The sequence below is a fragment of the Neisseria sp. P0001.S005 genome, from assembly GCF_051963715.1.
Window position 1 is genome coordinate 1 of record NZ_JBQCTZ010000062.1, and the last position, 18425, is coordinate 18425.

Annotated in this window: 22 protein-coding genes; 13 read left to right on the top strand and 9 right to left on the bottom strand. The window is 48.3% G+C overall.

Features of this window, described 5'->3' with window-relative positions; genetic code table 11:
* The first annotated feature begins 221 nt into the window (after nt 1–221).
* A complete protein-coding gene (gene serC / locus ACTHSP_RS09535; RefSeq protein ID WP_314512268.1) occupies nt 222–1328 on the top strand; it encodes a phosphoserine transaminase in 1107 nt (368 codons plus the stop codon).
* A 62-nt stretch (nt 1329–1390) separates the two neighbouring features.
* Here the strand turns inward: serC and ACTHSP_RS09540 are convergent, their stop codons facing one another.
* From ACTHSP_RS09540 to rnhA, 3 genes are all read right to left on the bottom strand, one after another.
* On the bottom strand, nt 1391–2584 hold the full coding sequence (locus tag ACTHSP_RS09540) for an LD-carboxypeptidase (protein WP_314512269.1): 1194 nt from the start codon (nt 2582–2584) through the stop codon (nt 1391–1393).
* A 74-nt stretch (nt 2585–2658) separates the two neighbouring features.
* A complete protein-coding gene (locus tag ACTHSP_RS09545) occupies nt 2659–3057 on the bottom strand; it encodes an HIT family protein (RefSeq protein ID WP_004519320.1) in 399 nt (132 codons plus the stop codon).
* Between the two features lie 210 nt (nt 3058–3267).
* Nucleotides 3268–3705, bottom strand: coding sequence for a ribonuclease HI (gene rnhA, locus ACTHSP_RS09550; RefSeq protein WP_314512271.1), 438 nt, complete (start codon nt 3703–3705; stop codon nt 3268–3270).
* A gap of 322 nt (nt 3706–4027) precedes the next feature.
* On the opposite strand from rnhA, the gene ACTHSP_RS09555 reads away from it, so the two are divergent.
* The 4 genes from ACTHSP_RS09555 to tehB all read left to right on the top strand — a co-directional run bounded on the left by ACTHSP_RS09555 (nt 4028) and on the right by tehB (nt 6140).
* Nucleotides 4028–4423, top strand: a complete 396-nt coding sequence (locus tag ACTHSP_RS09555) for a DUF5376 family protein (RefSeq protein ID WP_314512273.1) — start codon at nt 4028–4030, stop codon at nt 4421–4423.
* Nucleotides 4420–4770, top strand: coding sequence for an EndoU domain-containing protein (locus tag ACTHSP_RS09560; protein WP_314512275.1), 351 nt, complete (start codon nt 4420–4422; stop codon nt 4768–4770). Before ACTHSP_RS09555 ends, ACTHSP_RS09560 begins: the two co-directional genes overlap by 4 nt.
* A gap of 2 nt (nt 4771–4772) precedes the next feature.
* A complete protein-coding gene (locus ACTHSP_RS09565) occupies nt 4773–5147 on the top strand; it encodes a DUF5376 family protein (protein WP_188209222.1) in 375 nt (124 codons plus the stop codon).
* A gap of 123 nt (nt 5148–5270) precedes the next feature.
* Nucleotides 5271–6140, top strand: coding sequence for an SAM-dependent methyltransferase TehB (gene tehB / locus ACTHSP_RS09570; protein ID WP_314512277.1), 870 nt, complete (start codon nt 5271–5273; stop codon nt 6138–6140).
* Nucleotides 6141–6196: 56 nt separating this feature from the next.
* On the opposite strand, the gene ACTHSP_RS09575 is transcribed toward tehB, so the two are convergent.
* Entirely contained in the window at nt 6197–6697 is a 501-nt protein-coding gene (locus ACTHSP_RS09575; protein ID WP_314512279.1) for a GNAT family N-acetyltransferase, read from the bottom strand.
* Nucleotides 6698–6710: 13 nt separating this feature from the next.
* Nucleotides 6711–7247 carry an isochorismatase family protein gene (locus tag ACTHSP_RS09580; protein ID WP_314512281.1) on the bottom strand — a complete coding sequence of 179 codons (537 nt, stop codon included), beginning with the start codon at nt 7245–7247 and terminating at the stop codon, nt 6711–6713.
* Between the two features lie 153 nt (nt 7248–7400).
* On the opposite strand from ACTHSP_RS09580, the gene argS reads away from it, so the two are divergent.
* Complete coding sequence (gene argS / locus ACTHSP_RS09585) at nt 7401–9119, top strand: arginine--tRNA ligase (protein WP_314512283.1); 1719 nt, start codon at nt 7401–7403, stop codon at nt 9117–9119.
* 157 nt (nt 9120–9276) lie between these two features.
* Here argS and ACTHSP_RS09590 read toward each other — a convergent pair whose 3' ends face one another.
* Entirely contained in the window at nt 9277–9633 is a 357-nt protein-coding gene (locus ACTHSP_RS09590) for an STAS/SEC14 domain-containing protein (RefSeq protein WP_003686136.1), read from the bottom strand.
* Nucleotides 9634–9651: 18 nt separating this feature from the next.
* Entirely contained in the window at nt 9652–10542 is an 891-nt protein-coding gene (locus tag ACTHSP_RS09595; RefSeq protein WP_314512284.1) for a DMT family transporter, read from the bottom strand.
* A gap of 174 nt (nt 10543–10716) precedes the next feature.
* On the opposite strand from ACTHSP_RS09595, the gene ACTHSP_RS09600 reads away from it, so the two are divergent.
* A complete protein-coding gene (locus tag ACTHSP_RS09600; RefSeq protein ID WP_314512286.1) occupies nt 10717–11064 on the top strand; it encodes a hypothetical protein in 348 nt (115 codons plus the stop codon).
* Nucleotides 11065–11137: 73 nt separating this feature from the next.
* Here the strand turns inward: ACTHSP_RS09600 and ACTHSP_RS09605 are convergent, their stop codons facing one another.
* On the bottom strand, nt 11138–11890 hold the full coding sequence (locus ACTHSP_RS09605; RefSeq protein ID WP_254321592.1) for a CPBP family glutamic-type intramembrane protease: 753 nt from the start codon (nt 11888–11890) through the stop codon (nt 11138–11140).
* Nucleotides 11891–12096: 206 nt separating this feature from the next.
* Here ACTHSP_RS09605 and ACTHSP_RS09610 point away from each other — a divergent pair, with 206 nt between their 5' ends.
* On the top strand, nt 12097–12495 hold the full coding sequence (locus tag ACTHSP_RS09610) for a DUF350 domain-containing protein (RefSeq protein WP_039861961.1): 399 nt from the start codon (nt 12097–12099) through the stop codon (nt 12493–12495).
* 200 nt (nt 12496–12695) lie between these two features.
* Here the strand turns inward: ACTHSP_RS09610 and ACTHSP_RS09615 are convergent, their stop codons facing one another.
* Complete coding sequence (locus tag ACTHSP_RS09615) at nt 12696–13538, bottom strand: outer membrane beta-barrel protein (RefSeq protein WP_314512288.1); 843 nt, start codon at nt 13536–13538, stop codon at nt 12696–12698.
* A gap of 406 nt (nt 13539–13944) precedes the next feature.
* On the opposite strand from ACTHSP_RS09615, the gene ACTHSP_RS09620 reads away from it, so the two are divergent.
* The 5 genes from ACTHSP_RS09620 to ACTHSP_RS09640 all read left to right on the top strand — a co-directional run.
* Nucleotides 13945–14958, top strand: coding sequence for an SPFH domain-containing protein (locus ACTHSP_RS09620; RefSeq protein WP_070461359.1), 1014 nt, complete (start codon nt 13945–13947; stop codon nt 14956–14958).
* 203 nt (nt 14959–15161) lie between these two features.
* Nucleotides 15162–16682, top strand: a complete 1521-nt coding sequence (locus tag ACTHSP_RS09625; protein WP_440346019.1) for a DUF4178 domain-containing protein — start codon at nt 15162–15164, stop codon at nt 16680–16682.
* Nucleotide 16683: 1 nt separating this feature from the next.
* Nucleotides 16684–16830, top strand: a complete 147-nt coding sequence (locus ACTHSP_RS09630; RefSeq protein WP_162837292.1) for a hypothetical protein — start codon at nt 16684–16686, stop codon at nt 16828–16830.
* Nucleotides 16827–17210, top strand: a complete 384-nt coding sequence (gene speD / locus ACTHSP_RS09635; RefSeq protein ID WP_128580797.1) for an adenosylmethionine decarboxylase — start codon at nt 16827–16829, stop codon at nt 17208–17210. Before ACTHSP_RS09630 ends, speD begins: the two co-directional genes overlap by 4 nt.
* A gap of 87 nt (nt 17211–17297) precedes the next feature.
* The coding region (locus tag ACTHSP_RS09640; protein ID WP_440346020.1) for a DUF4178 domain-containing protein at nt 17298–18425 on the top strand (1128 nt) is incomplete at its 3' end.

The following is an 18425-nucleotide window of genomic DNA, read 5'->3' on the forward strand; positions in this document are numbered from 1 at the left end:
TTGAAGTGATTGCTTAAATGTAAAGGGTAGGGTCGAGGCCGTCTGAAAAGGAAATTGTTGACAAGTTTTGATATGATAGTTTTGAAATTATTTTGTGAAACAAAGAATTGGTATTGCTTTGTTTTCAGACGGCCTTGTATTTCCGGATTTTTCGTGCTTGCACAATGTGCAAGGCGGTTCTACAATTTCTTCATACCCACCGAATAAGAAAGAAGGCCGCCATGTCCGCACACCCGATTTACAATTTTTCCGCCGGTCCTGCCGTATTGCCGGAAGCGGTATTGCGTACCGCGCAACAGGAAATGCTCGACTACAACGGTACGGGCTTCCCCGTGATGGCGATGAGCCACCGTTCGGATATGTTTTTGAGTATTCTGCATCATGCCGAACAAGACTTGCGCCAGCTTTTGAATATTCCGTCCAATTATAAAATCCTGTTTTTACAGGGCGGTGCGACCACGCAATTCAATATGGCGGCCATGAATTTGGCGCACGGTTTTGCGACTGCCGACGCGGTGGTAACGGGCAACTGGAGTCGTATTGCCTATGAACAGATGAGCCGTTTGAGCAATGCCGAAATCCGTTTGGCCGCGCATGGCGGCGAGCAATATGCCTATAAAAACCTGCCTGCGGTTGAGGATTGGGATGTCAACCCGAATTCTGCGTTTGTTCATTTTGCGATTAATGAAACCGTAAACGGCTTGCAGTATCAAAACGTCCCCAAACTTTCAGACGGCCTGCCACCGTTGGTGTGCGATATGTCGAGCGAGATTTTGTCGCGTGAGTTTAATGTATTCGATTACGGCTTGATTTATGCCGGCGCGCAAAAAAATATCGGCCCTGCCGGTGCGACCGTGGTCATTATCCGCGAGGATTTACTGGAGCGTTGTCCGAACGATATTCCCGATGTGTTCAACTACCGTTCGCACATCAACCGCGACGGTATGTACAACACGCCGTCCACCTATGCGATTTATATGTCGGGTTTGGTGTTCCGCTGGCTGCAAACGCAGGGAGGTGTGAAAAAAATTGAAGCAGTCAATCGAATAAAGGCACAAACCTTGTATGAGACGATAGACGGCAGCGGCGGTTTTTACATTAACGATATCCATCCTGATGCGCGCTCCAAAATGAACGTGGTCTTCAAAACCGCAAGCGAAGACTTGGACCGCCGCTTTGTGTTGGAAGCCGAGTTACAGGGCTTGTGCCTGCTCAAGGGTTATAAAACCGTCGGCGGTATGCGTGCCAGCATTTACAATGCGATGCCGCTTGAAGGTGTGAACGCGTTGGCCGACTTTATGAAAGATTTCCAACGACGTTATGGTTAAGACTTAAGATCAAAAGGCCGTCTGAAACTGGGTTTCAGACGGCCTTTTGATTTGAACAAGCCTTATTCGGTGACTTCTTCAGTGATGCTGTCGCGGTAAATAGTGCTGTCGTAAGTCGGAACAGGAGGCGGCTGCAGGTTGTTGAGCGTCAGCGCGGACGGGTTCAGCGTCGGGTAGCCGCTGAAGGTGACGGAATAACCGCCGTTGCCAGTACTGCGGACTTTGGCATGCGCGCCCAACGGGAAAGTGGTTTTGTTGGTGATGTGGCCGAATGGGAAACCGGTCAACACAGGAATCTTGGCGGTACGTGAAATGTGGTTGACGACGGCGGAGAAATCGTAGCTGGAGTCGTACACGTCGCGGATGGTGCCCATGCGGAAATCGCCGAAGATGATGGCGCGTTGTTTTTGCAAAACACCTGACAGATAAAGCGTATTGAGCATGCGCTCAATGCGGTAGGGTTGCTCGCTGACGTCTTCGATGAAAAGGATGCCGCCTTGAATATCGGGCATGTAAGGCGTACCGGCAAGGGAGGCGAGAACGCTGAGGTTGCCGCCCCACAATGTGCCTTCGACGTTGACATCGGCGCGTTGGATGGTCGGAACATCAACGATGTTGACGTTGTTGGTCGTGCCGCGGATGAAAGAATCCATGGTAAAGACGCTGGGGTCTGCTTTGCCGAATTCGCTATACACCATCGGGCCTGCAAAGCTCATCATATTGCCTTTGGCCAACAGGGCGAGTTGGACGGCGCACACGTCGCTGAAACCGAAGAATAATGTGCCGCGTTCGCGCATTCTGGCGCCGAGTGAGGCAAAGTCAATTTGCGGCAGGATGCGTGCCGCGCCGTAGCCGCCTCGCAGGCCCATCAAGACTTTAGGCGTTTCGATACGGCCGCTGGCAACTTCTTGAAAGTCGGCGGCGCGTTGGGAATCGCTACCGGCAAAGCGTTGGTAACGGCGGCTGCCTGCCTGTTGGTTGGTCACGGTAAAGCCTGCGTTGTAGAGGCGGGTCAGGCCGGTGGTCACGCGGTTGGGGTCTTCAGCGAAGCCTGACGGCGCAACAACGCGCAGGAGGTTGTCGCCGGAACGTGGTGGATGGGATTGCTTAGGTTGCACGGTTTTGGCTTTCGCGGTGGTGGAAGTGGTTTGGGTTTGCGGCGTGGTGGTCGTGCCTGTGCCGCAGGCTTGCAACAACCCTGCGCCTGCCGCGGCAGAGCAGGTGCGCAGGAAATGGCGGCGCGTGGTGGAAGTCATTGAGGTTTTCCTTTCGTTATATGTTCAGACGGCCTGAAGCTTGGCGTGTTGGACCTTACAGGCCGTCTGAAAGTTTAAGCGATTAAGTTTTTGATTTGTTCCGGCCAATTTTCGGGCAGGGTCATGCCGTGTTCGCGGACGGGTGCGGCCCAAATCGGCGCGGGGAAGTTGGCGTCGTTTTCAAAGCGGGCGATAACGTGCCAATGAAGATGGGGCACAACATTGCCGAGGCTGGCCAAATTGATTTTGGCCGGGCGGAAGACTTGGCGCATTGCGGCTTCAACTTGATACACCATTTCCATGATTTCGTTGCGTTCGGCAGGGGAAAGGTCGGTCATCTCGGAAACATGGTTATTCCAAATAACGCGGCAGAATGCCGGTGCGCCGGCTTCGTTGTGGACGGCGATAACGCGCAGGTTTGGGGTTTGCAGCAAAATATCTTCGTTGTCGGCAGTGCAGATGGGGCAGGTCATGGTTTTTTCTTTCTCAGTCTGAATAGGAATCGGGTGATTGCCATCAGGATTTTTAGAACGAGGTAAATGGCACTCAGAGATATGAATGCGAAAAGCCACGGTTCAGGTGTAAATCACCAAAATAAATAGGAGGGCGTGATTCAGTCGGCACATTCTTCGGCACTTTAAAACAACGGCTTGAGATGTTTGAGTGCAGTCATGGACGCAGTGTTATGCAAATTTTGCTGCACCGCGGTTGGCAAGCTCGTCGGCTTTTTCGTTTTCTGGGTGTCCGGCATGGCCTTTTACCCACGTCCAGCGGACATCGTGTTGTTGAACCAGACTATCTAGCTCTTTCCATAAATCATCGTTTTTGACCGGTTTCTTGGCGGCGGTTTTCCAACCGTTTTTTTTCCAACCGTGTATCCAGCTTTCCATGCCGTTTTTGACGTATTGCGAGTCGGTGCAGATGACGACTTGGCAGCGGCGTTTTAAGGATTTCAGGCCTTCGATGACGGCGGTCAGCTCCATGCGGTTGTTGGTGGTTTCGGCTTCGCCGCCGAACAATTCTTTTTCGTGTAAGCCGTAGCGCATAAATACACCCCAGCCGCCTGCGCCGGGGTTGCCTTTGCATGCGCCGTCTGTGTAGAGGTAAACGGGTTTATCCATGGGCATGTCTTTGTCGAATAAGGCGGTATCATAACATAAGGCCGTCTGAAATATCGGCAAATACGGTTTGCGCGTGTAAAATACCCTGCACTTATCACTCGTTAAGTGGTGCAGGATTGGCGTTAGTTAATAAGGCTATAAATCCAAGATTATAAATGCGGTTAATTAATCGGAAGATATAGCTAATTTAGGAGCAAGTCGAAATAAAAGATTAAATGAAAGGATTTCTAATTTCCCAAAAGATCATTACATCAACGAACAAGCAACTAAAAATGTTCATAATGTAATGTAATGTAATTATTTGATTTTAAGTGGAAAAAATATGAAAATTATATTTGAGTATTATTTTAATGAAGTAAAAAAAGAATTTATTCCAACATGTAACTCAGAGTTTAAGGGGGATTATACGCCGTTAATATCCTATTTGAATGATGACTTGGGAGATAAACGTGAATATAAAGAATTTCTCAATAATATTCTGAATATTTTGATAAATAATAGAGAAGAGGATATATCTTCTAATTCTTGGGGCGTAGATGTAGTAGGAGATGATGTTTATATATTTTTTTTATATGATTCAGATAATAAACAATATCAAATTAAACTACCTAAAATAGAGTTTATTTTTATTATTAGGCGATGGATTGATTTTTTAAATAAATCGATTAAGGACCCAAACTACCAAGAAATTATCGACTCAGAGGATGCTTATAAATGACAGTCATGATCGGTGGCCATTCCGCCTTAGGTAAGATACGTGTTGATCAGATATTATACACTTATCCAAATGGCGTATATTTTGCACAGATTTCCGCTTTTGATAGTGAAACTAATCAATATATTGTTAAAACTAACAATAATGGGGAGACCTTGATGTTTCCTCAAACGTGGACGGCAGATCGCATTAAAGTTGAAATTAATTCTGCTTATATGAATCAAGTAGATGATTTAGATCCTATTCGTAAAGCTGAAGGTATGTGGGTTGGCATTTCAAATTCAGGTGTGCGTATAGAAGGTTATACCTATCCTGTCGTCACTGCTTTTCCAAGTGCTGAGCAGGAGTAAAGATGAAACTTATTTTTACGTATATTCAGCATAAAGGGCAAATTATTCCGGCTTGCCATTTAGAGGGAAATCACCAATTAAATCCATTGACCGGTTATTTGAATGATCCAATGGGTGGTCCAAATTATTTCTCTTTTTTGGATCATTCATTGTCAATCTTAACAGATGAGACGATTCAAGAAGCGGATATTTCTTCCAATTCTTGGGGTGTTGAGGTGATGAACAATCAAGTGAATTTTTATTTTCTCTTTGCTCAAGGAGAGGAGTCACTTTATCTCACTTTGACTCGTGGAATTATGGTTGATGTGTTAAGGTTATGGCTGATTTTCCGAAGCCAAGAACCTGAAGAAGGCTTAATACAGCGCTTAGAGTTTTAGATTGGAAGGACGGTCAATTATTAAAGAGTTTTAAAATATCTCAAAAATTGACTGCATTTTATTGCCATTCAGAAAGCCTTGGCAGAAGCTGTGTTGAAACCGTCAAAATAGAAAGGAAACATGATGAGCGAACAGCAAGAATTGTTTTGTTACAAACAGATGCCGGTGTGGACGGCGGACGAGATTCCCGAAGCATTGTTGTCCAAACACAATACCGCCGCCGGTACTTGGGGCTGCCTCAATGTCCTCCAAGGCCGTCTGAATTTCAATGAAGTGGACGAAGCGGGCAATGTTACGGCCACGCACGAGCTGACGCCTGAAAGCGATGATTGGATTATCCATCCGCAAGCATGGCACTTTATCGCGCCGCAAACGCAAGACACGGAAATCCAACTGTCGTTTTATTGCGAGGCGGCGGACTATTTCAATAAGAAATACGGCATGAGCGCGACACATTCGGCCGTCCGCGCCGCCGAAGGCATCGTGCCTGTCGGCAAGGTTTTGGATATGGGCTGCGGTCAGGGCCGCAACGCGCTGTATTTGGGTTTGAAAGGTTTTGACGTTACCGCTGTCGATAATAATCCGAACGCGGTTCAAAATGTGGAAGAGCTGGCGCGTATCGAAGAACTGAATGTCCGCGCGTTTGAATACGACCTCAACGCCGCCAATATTCAGGAAAACTTCGATTATATGGTGGCGACCGTGGTATTTATGTTCCTGATGCCGCGTTACGTTCCTGACGTGATTGCCAATATGAAGGAACACACCAACCCAGGTGGCTACAACTTGATCGTTTCTGCGATGGATACGGAAGATTTCCCTTGCCCGATGCCGTTCCCGTTCAAGTTTGGCGAGGGCGAGTTGCGCGAATACTATAAAGATTGGGAATTGGTGGAATACAAGGAAGAGCTGGGCTCGATGCACGCGAAAGACGAATTCGGCAATCCGATTCAGTTTAAATTCGTTACCATGCTGGCGAAGAAACCGCAATAAAGGTTTTGCCGTCAAAAGGCCGTCTGAATTCAGTTTTCAGACGGTCTTTGTCGTAATCAATCCACAATCTTTTTACCTAAAATCACGACGTCTGCCAACATGGTGTCCAAATCGCAGACTTGCGGCAGCCGCCCCCATTCTTCAAAACCGAAACGGTGAAACAGGTTCAGGCTCGGATAGTTGTGGCCGAACACAAGCGCGATGACGTTGTGGATGCCTAAGGAAGGTGCGCGTTCGAGCATATGCCGCAACAGGATTTTGCCCACGCCTGCGCCGCGCATATCGTGGCGGACATAAACGCTGACTTCCGCACTGATGTGGTAGGCGTAGCGCGGATGGTAGTCGCTGAAACTGCCCCAGGCCAATACGGTGCCGTCGGCATCGTAAAGGGCGTAGATCGGGCGTTTGTCCGTGTGTGCGGCAAACCATATTTCGCGTTCGGCAACCGTGGTCGGCGATAAATCGGCCGTAGATTGGCGCGTGGCCACGGTGCTGTTGTAAATATCGACGATGGCGGGCAAGTCTTGGCGCAGGGCAGGGCGGATGGTGTATTGCATTTCAGACGGCCTGTTATTGAATCAGTTTGGAGATAGTCTTAAAGGCCGGATGTTTGGCATCGCCGAGCAGTTGGAACAAAATACTTTCGACATTGGAAACGGTAATGCCCTGACGGCTCATTTGCGCCAAACCATTGTCGCGGTTGGCCGTTGTACGCGAGGCGGTGCATTCGAAAGGCAGGGATACGGCGTAACCTTGCGCCTTCAAATCCAAGGCCGTCTGAAGCATACAGATATGCGCTTCCGCCCCCACCAAAATAACGTTTTTAATGTCGTTTTTGCGTAATATTTCCTGAATTTCGGGTAAAAACGCCGAAAATCGGGTTTTCTCGACAACAGGCGTACCTTCTGGCAACAGCAGCGATACGGCGGATACGGTGTTGCCCAAACCTTTCGGATATTGTTCGGTTACGGCAAAGGGTACGTCCAAAGCCGTCAAGCCTTGAATCAGCAGGCGGCAGCGTTCCAACATTTCGTCCGCGCCGGAAAGGGCGGGCAGCAGGCGTTCTTGAATATCGACAATCAGACAAAGCGTATTTTTTGGGATCATGGCTTTTCCTTTCAGACGGCCTTTACAGCAAAATCGTTGAATCAGAATGCAATCATATAACAAGCCGCTGGAAAAGTATTGCAGCTTGCCCTGTTTTAAAGCCCGAAATTCTTTTAAAATACCGCCTGATTTGAATTGATAGAGACCGACAACATGAATTTATACCAAACCGTCGAACGTGAAGCCCAAGCAGCCTTTGCCGCTGCCGGTTTGTCCGACAGCCCCGTCGTATTGCAGGCGGCGAAAAATCCCGATTTCGGCGATTTCCAAATCAACGGCGTGATGGGGGCGGCGAAAAAAGCCAAACAAAATCCGCGTGAGTTGGCGCACAAGGTCGCCGAAGCATTGGCCGACAACGCCGTGATTGAAAGCGCGGAAGTCGCCGGCCCGGGCTTTATCAACCTGCGCCTGCGTCCCGAATTTCTCGCCCAAAACATTCAGACGGCCTTGAACGACGCACGTTTCGGCGTAGCGAAAACCGACAAACCTCAAACCGTCGTTATCGACTATTCTTCGCCTAATTTGGCCAAAGAAATGCACGTCGGCCATCTGCGTTCCAGCATCATCGGCGACAGCATTTCTCGCGTGTTGGAATTTATGGGCAACACTGTCGTTCGTCAAAACCATGTCGGCGACTGGGGTACGCAGTTTGGCATGTTGGTCGCTTATTTGGTCGATCAGCAAAAAGACAATGCCGCGTTTGAGTTGGCGGACTTGGAGCAGTTTTACCGCGCCGCCAAAGTACGTTTTGACGAAGATCCTGCCTTTGCCGACACCGCACGCGAATACGTTGTGAAGTTGCAAGGCGGCGATGAGACCGTATTGGCGTTGTGGAAACAGTTTGTCGATATTTCACTCTCGCACGCCCAAGCCGTTTATGACACGCTAGGCTTGAAACTGCGCCCTGAAGATGTAGCAGGCGAATCGAAATACAACGACGATTTGCAGCCTGTGGTCGATGATTTGGTCGAAAAAGGTTTGGCAGTCGAAGACGACGGCGCGAAAGTCGTGTTCTTGGACGAGTTCAAAAACAAAGAGGGCGAACCTGCCGCATTTATCGTGCAAAAACAAGGAGGTGGCTTCCTTTATGCTTCCACCGACTTGGCATGTTTGCGCTACCGTGTCGGCACGCTTCATGCCGACCGCTTGCTGTACGTCGTCGACCACCGACAAGCCCTGCACTTCGAACAACTCTTCACTACTTCCCGCAAAGCAGGCTATCTGCCGGAAGATGTAAAAGCTGAGTTTATCGGCTTCGGTACGATGATGGGTAAAGATGGAAAACCATTCAAAACGCGTAGCGGCGATACTGTAAAACTGGTTGATTTGCTGACTGAAGCCGTCGAGCGCGCCACTGCTTTGGTGAAAGAGAAAAATCCTGAATTGGGTGCAGACGAAGCAGGTAAAATCGGTAAAACCGTCGGCATCGGCGCGGTCAAATACGCCGACTTGAGCAAAAACCGCACCAGCGATTATGTGTTCGACTGGGACGCTATGCTCTCATTTGAAGGCAACACCGCCCCCTACCTGCAATACGCCTACACACGCGTGCAAAGCGTGTTCCGCAAAGCAGGCGAATGGGACGCAAATGCGCCAACCGTTTTGACCGAACCTTTGGAAAAACAACTGGCCGCTGAGCTGCTGAAATTTGAAGACGTACTGCAAAGCGTGGCAGATACTGCGTATCCGCACTACCTCGCCGCCTACCTCTATCAAATCGCTACCTTGTTCAGCCGCTTCTACGAAGCCTGCCCAATCCTGAAATCAGAAGGCGCAACCCGTAACAGCCGTCTGCAACTGGCGAAGCTGACCGGCGACACACTGAAACAAGGCTTGGAATTGTTGGGCATTGATGTGTTGGATGTGATGTAAGTTTTTGAATAAAAACGATGAAAGGCCGTCTGAAACTTTGCAGGTTGCAAGGTTTCAGACGGCCTTTTTGATGCTTTGAAAAATATTGTGATATCGTTGATTTTGAGACTAAGCGGTTTTGAATTTGCTCAGGTAATGCGTTCAGACGGCCTTATCTTTATTTCAAATTGCTTGCCAACAACCAAGCCTGCGCTTCGGTGGCGTCGCTGAAATATTTGGGATGTTGGTTGGTCAAGAGGCTGGAAAGGCGCGCGCCGAGTTTGATCCAGATGTCGTCGGTAATGACGGCAACGCGGCCAAAGTCGGTTTCGTGTTGGTTGAGGAATTTGATTTGCTCAACCGCCATATCGATGGTGAAGTCTTTCAGCATGGATAAGTCCAACAGGATGTCGGGCAGATGGACTTTTTGTTTCGCGGCCAACAAGGCTTCTTCCAATTGGCGGAAATCGTCCAAAGTGAACTCGTTGTACAGCGCTACGTTTAAGCCGTAAGATTGTTCGCGGATGGAAATCATGGTGTTCTCCTTGTTAAATTATTGCTTCATCAGAAATTTTTTGATTGAGGCCGGAGTAAAACTGCTGAACACACCGCCTGCAACAATGATAACCATGCCGACAGCTTCCTGCCAAGTGATTTTATCGCCGAAAAGCAGTACGCCGGACAGGGCGGAGAAAACGACGGTCAGGTAGGAAAGCGAGGCAACGGTAAATTTCTTGCCGACCTTGTAGGCGCGGGTCATGGCCAGTTGGGCAATCATGGCGGAGATGCCGATGCCGGCCAGATAGGGTAGGGAAGACACGGTCAGCGGATGCCAGCCGGTAAAGCAGCTCCAAATGGCAGACATAATCAGACCGGTAAGCGACAGATAAAACACCACGCGCCAGCCCGGTTCGCCCAAAAGCGAGAGTTCGCGCACTTGCAAATACGCCCAGCCTGACATGGCGCCGCCTGCCAAACTGACCAGTGCGGCAAATTCCTGTCCGCCTTGAAAAGATGGATTGAGCAACAGGATAACGCCGATAAAGCCCATAACCAAAATGGCTTGGGTATAAAGCGTAATTCGTTCTTTTAAAATGAAAAATGAAAAGATGGCAAGCCAGATGGAGGAGGTGTAGTTGAGCGTGACGCCTGTTGCCAGCGGCAGATGTATGACGGAATAAAGCGTGCACATCATGGCAAGCGTGCCGATGACGCTGCGGTTGAGATGGGTTTTCCAATGCGGCGTGGAAAATGTGTTGCCTTGCACTTTGGCCATGATGCCTAAGAACAGGGTGGAGACCAGCATGCGCCAAAAGACCAGCTCGCCGCTGGAAAAACCGAAATGTGTAGAGGCGGCTTTGACGGAGAGGTTCATGACGGTAAAGCCGAGCGTGGCGATAACCATCCATGCCGAGCCGAGCGGATCTTTTCTGATGGTTTCCATTTGATGGGTATGTAAAGCGATTTTATTAATAAGAAAATATTATACAGGTCAATCAGGCCGTCTGAAAAATATCGTTGGGTTTCAGACGGCCTTTTTATTAGAAAATAAGAATTATTATTGAGTAATGAGGTGGGTTTTTATAGAATGGAAGCCCTATTTTAAGAAAGGCTTGCCATGAAAGTATCTAATATTTCTGCTGTATTGCTGTCTGCTTTGTTTTCCGTTGCCGTTTCTGCCGCGCCTTTGGGGGAGGTTTCTTCCGAAAACGGTAAGATTTTCAGCGGCGAAAATTACATGGTCGTTAAGAAAGACATGAAGAAAGGGGAGAAAATTAAGCCGCACGATCATCCGGGTTTTAAAACGCTGATTTTTGCCGTTGGAAAAGGAAGCTTTGAAGTGACGCTGAATCAGACTGAAAAACATACTGTCGGCGCAGGCTCGGTGTTGCGGTTTGGCGGCGATGCAGTGATTGAGGCAGTTGCAACCGAAGATGCGGATGTGGCAATTACTTTGATTAAGTAAACCGATAGATGATAAAAGGCCGTCTGAAAAATAATGTTTCAGACGGCCTTGTTTATTCATCCAACCGTTGCCATTAAGCGCAAATCAAATAGATGAAGCCGGAGCCGAAGATATCTGCCAAGGCGTGAATCAGGAAAAACGGCAGCAGGTTTTTGACTTTGTATTTGTAGAAGAAGTAGTACATCAAGCCAAAAACAACGCCGATAACGGTCGCCCAAAGCATGCCTTGGTAAGTATGGAAGGAGACGCGCACTAAGGTCGAATAGGCCAATGCCTGCCATTTGTATTTGTCTTCCACGCAGGTCAAAAGGCCGAGGAAACAAAATTCTTCGTAAAAGCCGTTTAAAAGGCCGTAGAGGATGGCCATCGGCGCAAGGGCGGCGAATTTGTCGAAGATGGATAATGGTTTGATGTATTGGAAGATTTCAGTGGTAAAGTAATTGTAGCCGCCGCTTAATGAAGTCACCGCATCGGCGGTTAAGCCCATCAGGATAAAAATCACAGGCGTCCAAAACAATACGCCTAAATTAAAGCGAATCGGCAACTGTTTGAAGTCGAAACGGCGGATAACGAGGTAAATCAGAGCAATAGCAAGCAGCGTCAACTGCAGGCTCATGTTTTCAGAATAAGCCACTCCGGTTACCGCAGTATCGCGCACTTCTTCGGCAACGGCGGCTGTTTCTACTTGCGGCATCAGGCTGGCAATATAAAGTTGTGTAGAACGGTAGGCAAATTGACCGAACAGGATGGCGGTAACAATCAGCATGTCAAACCAGCGCAGATGACGCAAAGGCTCTTTAGGGCGGATGGCGGCGAGTATGCTCATAATTCTCCTCTTTACTCTAATTAAATGGCAGTGCGCAATAGTTACATAAACATACAAAAATCGTCAACAATTATCACAATAAAACATGAATTAAAAAACAGACCGTTTCAGACGGCCTGAAGCGCTTCTAAAAATGCCATATTTTCCGAAGGGTTTATCTTCAAAATATGGCATAATCACTTTATTGCAAACCAAGGAATCTTATCGTGAGTATTTCTCTGTCCCAATATCTGCTCTACCTGCAATACATGTTGGCAGGTATCGCCATGACCGTTGTTTTTGCTGCCGTATATCTGAGGATTACACCCGTTGAAGAATTGCGCCTGATTAAAAACGGCAACCTTGCCTGCGCCTTATCATTTGGCGGCGCGTTGGTCGGTTTTTGTCTGACACTGGCTTCAAGTATTGCCCACAGTGTCAGCTTCATCGATTTTATCCTGTGGGCCCTTGCCGCAGCCGTAATTCAGATTTTTGTCTATTTCGCAGCAACAATGATGATTAAAGGCGCTACCGCAGAACTCATTGGCAACAATGTTGCCGTCGGCGCGTTGTTTGGCGCAGTGTCCATTTCGATTGGCATTTTGAACGCTGCTTGTTTGACTTGATGTTGATGGTCGGTTGGATAGCAAAAGATGTGCTGATCCTTACTCCTGCCTGGAGAAATTATCGGTAGATTTTTTGACTGATAATGTCTTATGTCTGATGGTATTGGCGTAGTGCCGAGATTTGGAAAGTATCAAAAAATTCAGACGGCCTGTTATATACAAGGCCGTCTGAAACATTTTAACTACTTAAGTTCATCAAATTAGAAAGAGTATTGCAATCTTACGCCCGCTTCGTGGGTGTGGTTTTTAGGTTCTATAGATCCCAATCCATATGAGTCATACTCTTCCGTAACGGTAAGGTTCGATTCTTTAACTTTCCAGCCGCGATAGAATGGAGCGAGGCTGATTTTGGAGCCGTTCGCGAATTTTTTAGATATAGGCACTTCAACCTCAATACCTTGTCCGCCGCCTTGTTTCATTCGGGTTTCTACCTGGTCGGGTTCGTAAGAATATTGGCGGCCTTTCACGGCACGATTGTAGGCAATGCGGGGAGATATCTCAAAGTTTGCAGGAAGGGCGATATTTACTCCGGTATTGATTTGCGCATATGTGGTTCGGTTTTTGCGGTCATAATCATTTGGATCAATGCGGCTACTTAAGTCTCTCAGAACGCGGTGTCCCAAGCCGGCTCCGGCAGTAATGCTAAAGCGATCGTTAATCGGGAGTGTATATTCGTATAAGGCACGGATATCGTATGCGCGGCGTGGTGCATTTTTGAGTGTGGCTGAGCCATAACTTGCTGAATCGTCGATATAATCCTCAGTTATATATTGTACGCTTCCCGTGTAATCTGTTTTACCGCGCGAATAACGGCCTTCTAATTTTGCCGCATGGCGATCGTTGAAACGGTATTTTACGCCGGCATTAATAGACCATAAGTTGCCTTTTTGCTGCATTAAGCGACTACCATCTTTTTCGTATTCGCGATAGGTCTCGTTGTAATATTCGCTACCAACGGTAAATTCAACAGGGCGGGCAGCCTGTGTACTTACGGCAGCAGAGAGTGCTAACACTGCAAAACAGAAATGAGCAGAATTTTTCATATAAATTCCTTTTACTTTATGAAAGCCAATGTGATAATTTGACAATACAGCATGATGAATTTCTAGGATTTGGTAAATATTAACAGGTGTAGTGAACGCTTGGTATGGTGTTTAATGATTTTCTACCTGTATTTGTCTTTTTTATGATATAGCGCAGGTAAAAGCAGAAAAATAGTGTAAAACAGAGTCTGCATGAATTTTAATGATATGTTAATGTTTCTGGGTCGGCTAGTGGGTTTAACACTAAAAATAGATAGAGCAACCCACTCTATTACCATGCATAAAGACATTTTGAATGTTTATATCATATGACATTCTATTTGTATAAAATAAGCGATATAACCGATCAGGCAAATTGACCTGACTGCCCATAAGTTATCCCTTCTTCTTCAAATAAGGAACTGCGATGTTCAACTTTATCAAGAAACAGTTTATCGACGTTATTCAATGGCCGAATCCCGATGACAGCCTGCTGATGTGGCGTTTTCCGATTGCCGATGAGGAGATCCAAAACGGTGCAAGCCTGACTGTGCGTGAGGCGCAGATGGCGATGTTTGTCGATGAAGGCGTGACCGCCGATGTGTTCGGGCCGGGGCGTTATACGCTTAATACGCAAACGCTGCCAGTGCTGACCAACTTGAAAAACTGGGACAAGCTTTTTGAATCCCCGTTTAAATCGGATGTTTACTTTTTCAATACCAAACAACAGCTCGCACGAAAATGGGGTACGTCTCAACCAGTTACCGTGCGTGATGCCGAGTTTGGCGCGGTGCAACTGCGTTCGTTCGGTATGTATTCTTACCGTATCAGCGATCCGGCAAAATTCTTCAAAGAAGTCAGCGGCGTGGCGGCGCAATACAGCGGTGTAGATTTGGAAAACCAGTTGCGCAATATTGCAGTCACCCAATTGGCGGCGGCGTTTGGCAGATCCGGTATCCCATTCTTGGATATGGCGGCGAACCAAGTTTTGCTGTCGCAAAAAATCGGCGAATTGCTCGGAGCGGAATTTGCCAAGCTGGGTTTGGCGCTGGAAAACTTCACTGTTGAAAGCATTACCTTGCCCGCGTCTATTCAGGCTGCGTTGGATAAGAAAATTTCGATGGGCGTTATCGGCGATTTGGGACGCTATACCCAATATCAAACCGCCGAATCCATCCCGCTTGCGGCACAAAATGAAGGCGGACTTGCTGGAATCGGTGCAGGTTTGGGCGTAGGTGCCGGTATTGGTCAGGCGATGGCGGGTGCCATGGCGGGCATGATGCAGCCGAATACGCAACAGGCTCAGCAAAATGCTCAGCCGGCTGCCGAAGATCCGCAGGCTAAATTGGTGAAACTCAAGTCTTTGCTGGATGGCGGTTTGATTTCGCAAGAAGATTTTGATAAGGCCAAGGCTGAAGTGTTGAAGCAGCTGATTGGTTAATCAATTGAAGGCCGTCTGAAAAATATCATTCAAAGAAGCGTTGAGCTGCTTCTGTGAAAAGGTTTCAGACGGCCTTTTGAATCATTTGATTGAGTCTGTTCGGCAATTTGGTTTGTTTCTAATCTGAAATCATTGATAAAACCAGTTGATATAAACGCTAAGGCCGTCTGAAACATTCCAACCCATTCTGAAAAAGCAAACCCATGTCTCAAACTCCTTTCTTCAAAACCGACTGCCCAAGCTGCGGCGCACCTGTCGAAGCGCATTCTGCTTCTGCCGTGACGCTGGTGTGCGGCTATTGCAACAGCATGCTGGTGCGGCAAGATAACGGCGTTGTCGACTCCGGCCGCGATTCCGCATTGCTGGAAGATTTTAGTCCGCTGCAAATCGGAACCAGCGGCACATTTGTCGCTCAACGCTTTACCTTGGTTGGACGGCTTCAGGTGCAATACGACGATGGTGCGTGGAATGAATGGTATGCGCTGTTTGACGACGGCAGAGCCGGTTGGCTTTCTGAGGCGGGCGATTTGTATGTGATGACCATGCCGGTCGAAATCGATAATCCGCCGAAATTTGAAGACACGCGAGCCGGATTTAGCGAGCTGACTTTTCAAGATAAGCACTATATTGCCTCCGATGTCCGCAAAATCAGCTTGAAACGCGCTGCCGCGCAGGGCGAATTGCCGTTTGTTTTGAAAGAGGATACAGAAAATCGGGTTTCCGACTGGCGTTGCGAAAACCTTTTCATCACGCTAGATTACAGCAGCGAAACACCCGAAGCCTTCTTCGGGCGGATGGTAAACCTAGATGATTTGAAGCTGGAAAACACGCGCCACGAAGATGAAATTAGAGAAAGCGCAGGCCGTCTGAAAGGCAGTATTTCCTCAGAAAACTGTCCCAACTGCGGCTCGTCCGTCCACTGGGTCAACGGCCTCACCGCCCATCTCAACTGCCCAAGCTGCGGCAGCGAATTGGCAATCGGCAAAGACAAAGCCGAACTCATTACCGCCAACGCCATGCGCACGGCGCAGCAAAGCCTGTTTACCCTGCCCGTCGGCAGACAAGGCCGTCTGAAAAAACGCGAATTTTACGTTATGGGCGCGGTCAGATACGCCGAAACAGACGCGCAGGAAACATTTGAAAACCTGTTCAGCGGCCTCAACCGCACGCTCACGCCCGAAGGTCAATGGTCGGAGTATCTGCTTTACAACCCGACGCAGGGGTTTCTGTGGCTGGTCGAATCCGATGACGGCTGGAACCTTTCCCAAACCCAAAACACATGGCCGCGCCTCGACCGCAACCGCCAACCGCAAGGCTGCGGCAAACTTTACGACTACGGCGGCAGGGTCGAAGTCGCTGCCGGTGCGTTCTACTGGCGCATCCGAAGCGGCGATTTGAACTATTACAGCGACTACCGCGACGGACAAAACCGCAAACTTTGTGCCGAATTGAACAATCACGAAATGGCATGGAGTAGAAGTACACCAATTGCTTATCGGGAAATTGCAGATGCATTTAATCTGACCGGCCAAGCTCCGCATTACACTGCAAACATGGCGGCGGACGGCATTGATAAATCATTAAGAATCATAATGACCGCTATCTTGGTTGTCGTTAATCTCCCTGCACTTCTGACCGGAGACAGCTCTGCTGCACTTTCCGTCATCTTTGTAGGATGCTGGTTGTTGTGGACCATGGGCAAAAAAGACGAGGACGAGGATTAACATGTCGAGAATCACTTACATCATTTTCAGCACCATCATCATCGTCATCTCCATGATTATCAGCTACGGCTCTTCCGACTCCGACGGCTCGCGTATGCACTCCGGCGGCTATTACGGCGGCAGCGGTTATTCCGGAGGCCATAAATGACCCACATGCCCGGTAATCATGGCCTATTGGACTTATATAGCTGCGATGAAGCCATCTTAAAAGATGAAGGCCGTCTGAAAACCGCTTTGATGGCTGCTGCACAGGCCGCAGAAGCCACCATATTGACCGAACACTTCCACACCTTCGGCGGCGCAGGCGGCGTAACCGGCGTTTTACTACTTGCCGAGTCTCATATCAGTATCCACACTTGGCCGGAACACCGCTTCGCCGCTATAGACGCATTTATCTGCGGCGGTATGAAATTGGAAAAAGTGAAGGAAATCTTGTGCAGGGAGTTGGTGGCAGAAAGGGCTGTTTGGACGGTTGCACAACGTGGCGAAGGTACACTGGACGATATACAACCATCGGCTGAACAATAAAATCTGTTAGGCCGTCTGAAAGCATATTCAATCCGTTTTCAGACGGCCTTAAACCTTGCGCTGATTTAACTGAAATATTGACGTTATATGGAAAAAACGCCTTTTTTTAAAACCGATTGCCCAAGCTGTGGTGCGCCTGTGGAGGCGTATTCCGCTACTGCCGTGACGCTGGTGTGTGGCCATTGTCACAGTATGCTGGTTGCTAGAAGCGGTAAGGGGAGGAGCGGATATTTTGTTGCCAATTCAGGGCGTGATTCTGCGTTGCTGGAGGATTTTAGTCCGTTGCAGATTGGAACGAGAGGCGTTTTTGATGATCGGAAATTTACGCTGATTGGGCGATTGCAGGTGCATTACGATGTCGGCGCATGGAATGAATGGTATGTCTTGTTTGATGACGGGCAGACCGGCTGGCTTTCCGAGGTTGGCGATTTATATGCCATGACTTGTTTGCTTGCCCAGAAGAGGAGACGGGGGCCGAAAAATTTTAAGTCGGTGAAAGCCGGCTCCAGTTCGTTGATCTTTAATGGACAAACCTTTATTGCGTCAGATGTCCGTACCATACATTACCGTAATACTGATGCGCAAGGCGAGTTGCCGTTCAACCTATCTGGGAATCAAGCGACAGGCGAGGTTTGCGACTGGCGACGCGGCAATTTGTTTTTGACCTTGGATTATTCGACTTTTCCAATGGACTCCTACTTCGGACGCATAGTCAGTTTGGACAGTTTGAAGCTGGAAAATAAGCGCAGTGATGATGAAATCCGTGAAAGTGCAGGCCGTCTGAAAGGAGAGATTCTTTCTGAAAACTGCCCGCATTGCGGCGCTCCTGTCCATTGGCCAAGGGGTGTTACTTCTTTCCTTTTGTGTCAGTCTTGCGGCAGCAGTTTGAGCACGACAAAAGATACTGTTGCGTTGATGGAGGCAAATGCCCAAAGAAAAGAACAAGAAAACCTGTTTACACTTTCCATAGGTACGAAAGGCCGTCTGAACGATACAGAATATCTGATTATCGGGGCTGTAAGATTTGCCGAGATATCGTCCTATAACCAAAATCAGTCCGAATACTGGACGGAATATCTGCTTTATAACACGCAACAAGGGTTTGCCTGGCTGATTGAGTCTGGAAAACGCTGGCGGCTGTCAGAAACCTTACACACATGGCCGGACTTTGATTCAAGTGGCAATCCTGCCGGTGAAATGTTGATTGATCATTAC

Coding starts and splice junctions, on each gene's coding strand:
- ACTHSP_RS09575 (WP_314512279.1), bottom strand. CDS start 6,697: ATGCAATACACCATCCGCCCTGCCCTGCGCCAAGACTTGCCCGCCATC.
- rnhA (WP_314512271.1), bottom strand. CDS start 3,705: ATGGATAAACCCGTTTACCTCTACACAGACGGCGCATGCAAAGGCAAC.
- tehB (WP_314512277.1), top strand. CDS start 5,271: ATGAGCGAACAGCAAGAATTGTTTTGTTACAAACAGATGCCGGTGTGG.
- ACTHSP_RS09555 (WP_314512273.1), top strand. CDS start 4,028: ATGAAAATTATATTTGAGTATTATTTTAATGAAGTAAAAAAAGAATTT.
- argS (WP_314512283.1), top strand. CDS start 7,401: ATGAATTTATACCAAACCGTCGAACGTGAAGCCCAAGCAGCCTTTGCC.
- serC (WP_314512268.1), top strand. CDS start 222: ATGTCCGCACACCCGATTTACAATTTTTCCGCCGGTCCTGCCGTATTG.
- ACTHSP_RS09615 (WP_314512288.1), bottom strand. CDS start 13,538: ATGAAAAATTCTGCTCATTTCTGTTTTGCAGTGTTAGCACTCTCTGCT.
- speD (WP_128580797.1), top strand. CDS start 16,827: ATGACCCACATGCCCGGTAATCATGGCCTATTGGACTTATATAGCTGC.
- ACTHSP_RS09580 (WP_314512281.1), bottom strand. CDS start 7,247: ATGATCCCAAAAAATACGCTTTGTCTGATTGTCGATATTCAAGAACGC.
- ACTHSP_RS09620 (WP_070461359.1), top strand. CDS start 13,945: ATGTTCAACTTTATCAAGAAACAGTTTATCGACGTTATTCAATGGCCG.
- ACTHSP_RS09545 (WP_004519320.1), bottom strand. CDS start 3,057: ATGACCTGCCCCATCTGCACTGCCGACAACGAAGATATTTTGCTGCAA.
- ACTHSP_RS09600 (WP_314512286.1), top strand. CDS start 10,717: ATGAAAGTATCTAATATTTCTGCTGTATTGCTGTCTGCTTTGTTTTCC.
- ACTHSP_RS09625 (WP_440346019.1), top strand. CDS start 15,162: ATGTCTCAAACTCCTTTCTTCAAAACCGACTGCCCAAGCTGCGGCGCA.
- ACTHSP_RS09595 (WP_314512284.1), bottom strand. CDS start 10,542: ATGGAAACCATCAGAAAAGATCCGCTCGGCTCGGCATGGATGGTTATC.
- ACTHSP_RS09560 (WP_314512275.1), top strand. CDS start 4,420: ATGACAGTCATGATCGGTGGCCATTCCGCCTTAGGTAAGATACGTGTT.
- ACTHSP_RS09565 (WP_188209222.1), top strand. CDS start 4,773: ATGAAACTTATTTTTACGTATATTCAGCATAAAGGGCAAATTATTCCG.
- ACTHSP_RS09630 (WP_162837292.1), top strand. CDS start 16,684: ATGTCGAGAATCACTTACATCATTTTCAGCACCATCATCATCGTCATC.
- ACTHSP_RS09540 (WP_314512269.1), bottom strand. CDS start 2,584: ATGACTTCCACCACGCGCCGCCATTTCCTGCGCACCTGCTCTGCCGCG.
- ACTHSP_RS09605 (WP_254321592.1), bottom strand. CDS start 11,890: ATGAGCATACTCGCCGCCATCCGCCCTAAAGAGCCTTTGCGTCATCTG.
- ACTHSP_RS09590 (WP_003686136.1), bottom strand. CDS start 9,633: ATGATTTCCATCCGCGAACAATCTTACGGCTTAAACGTAGCGCTGTAC.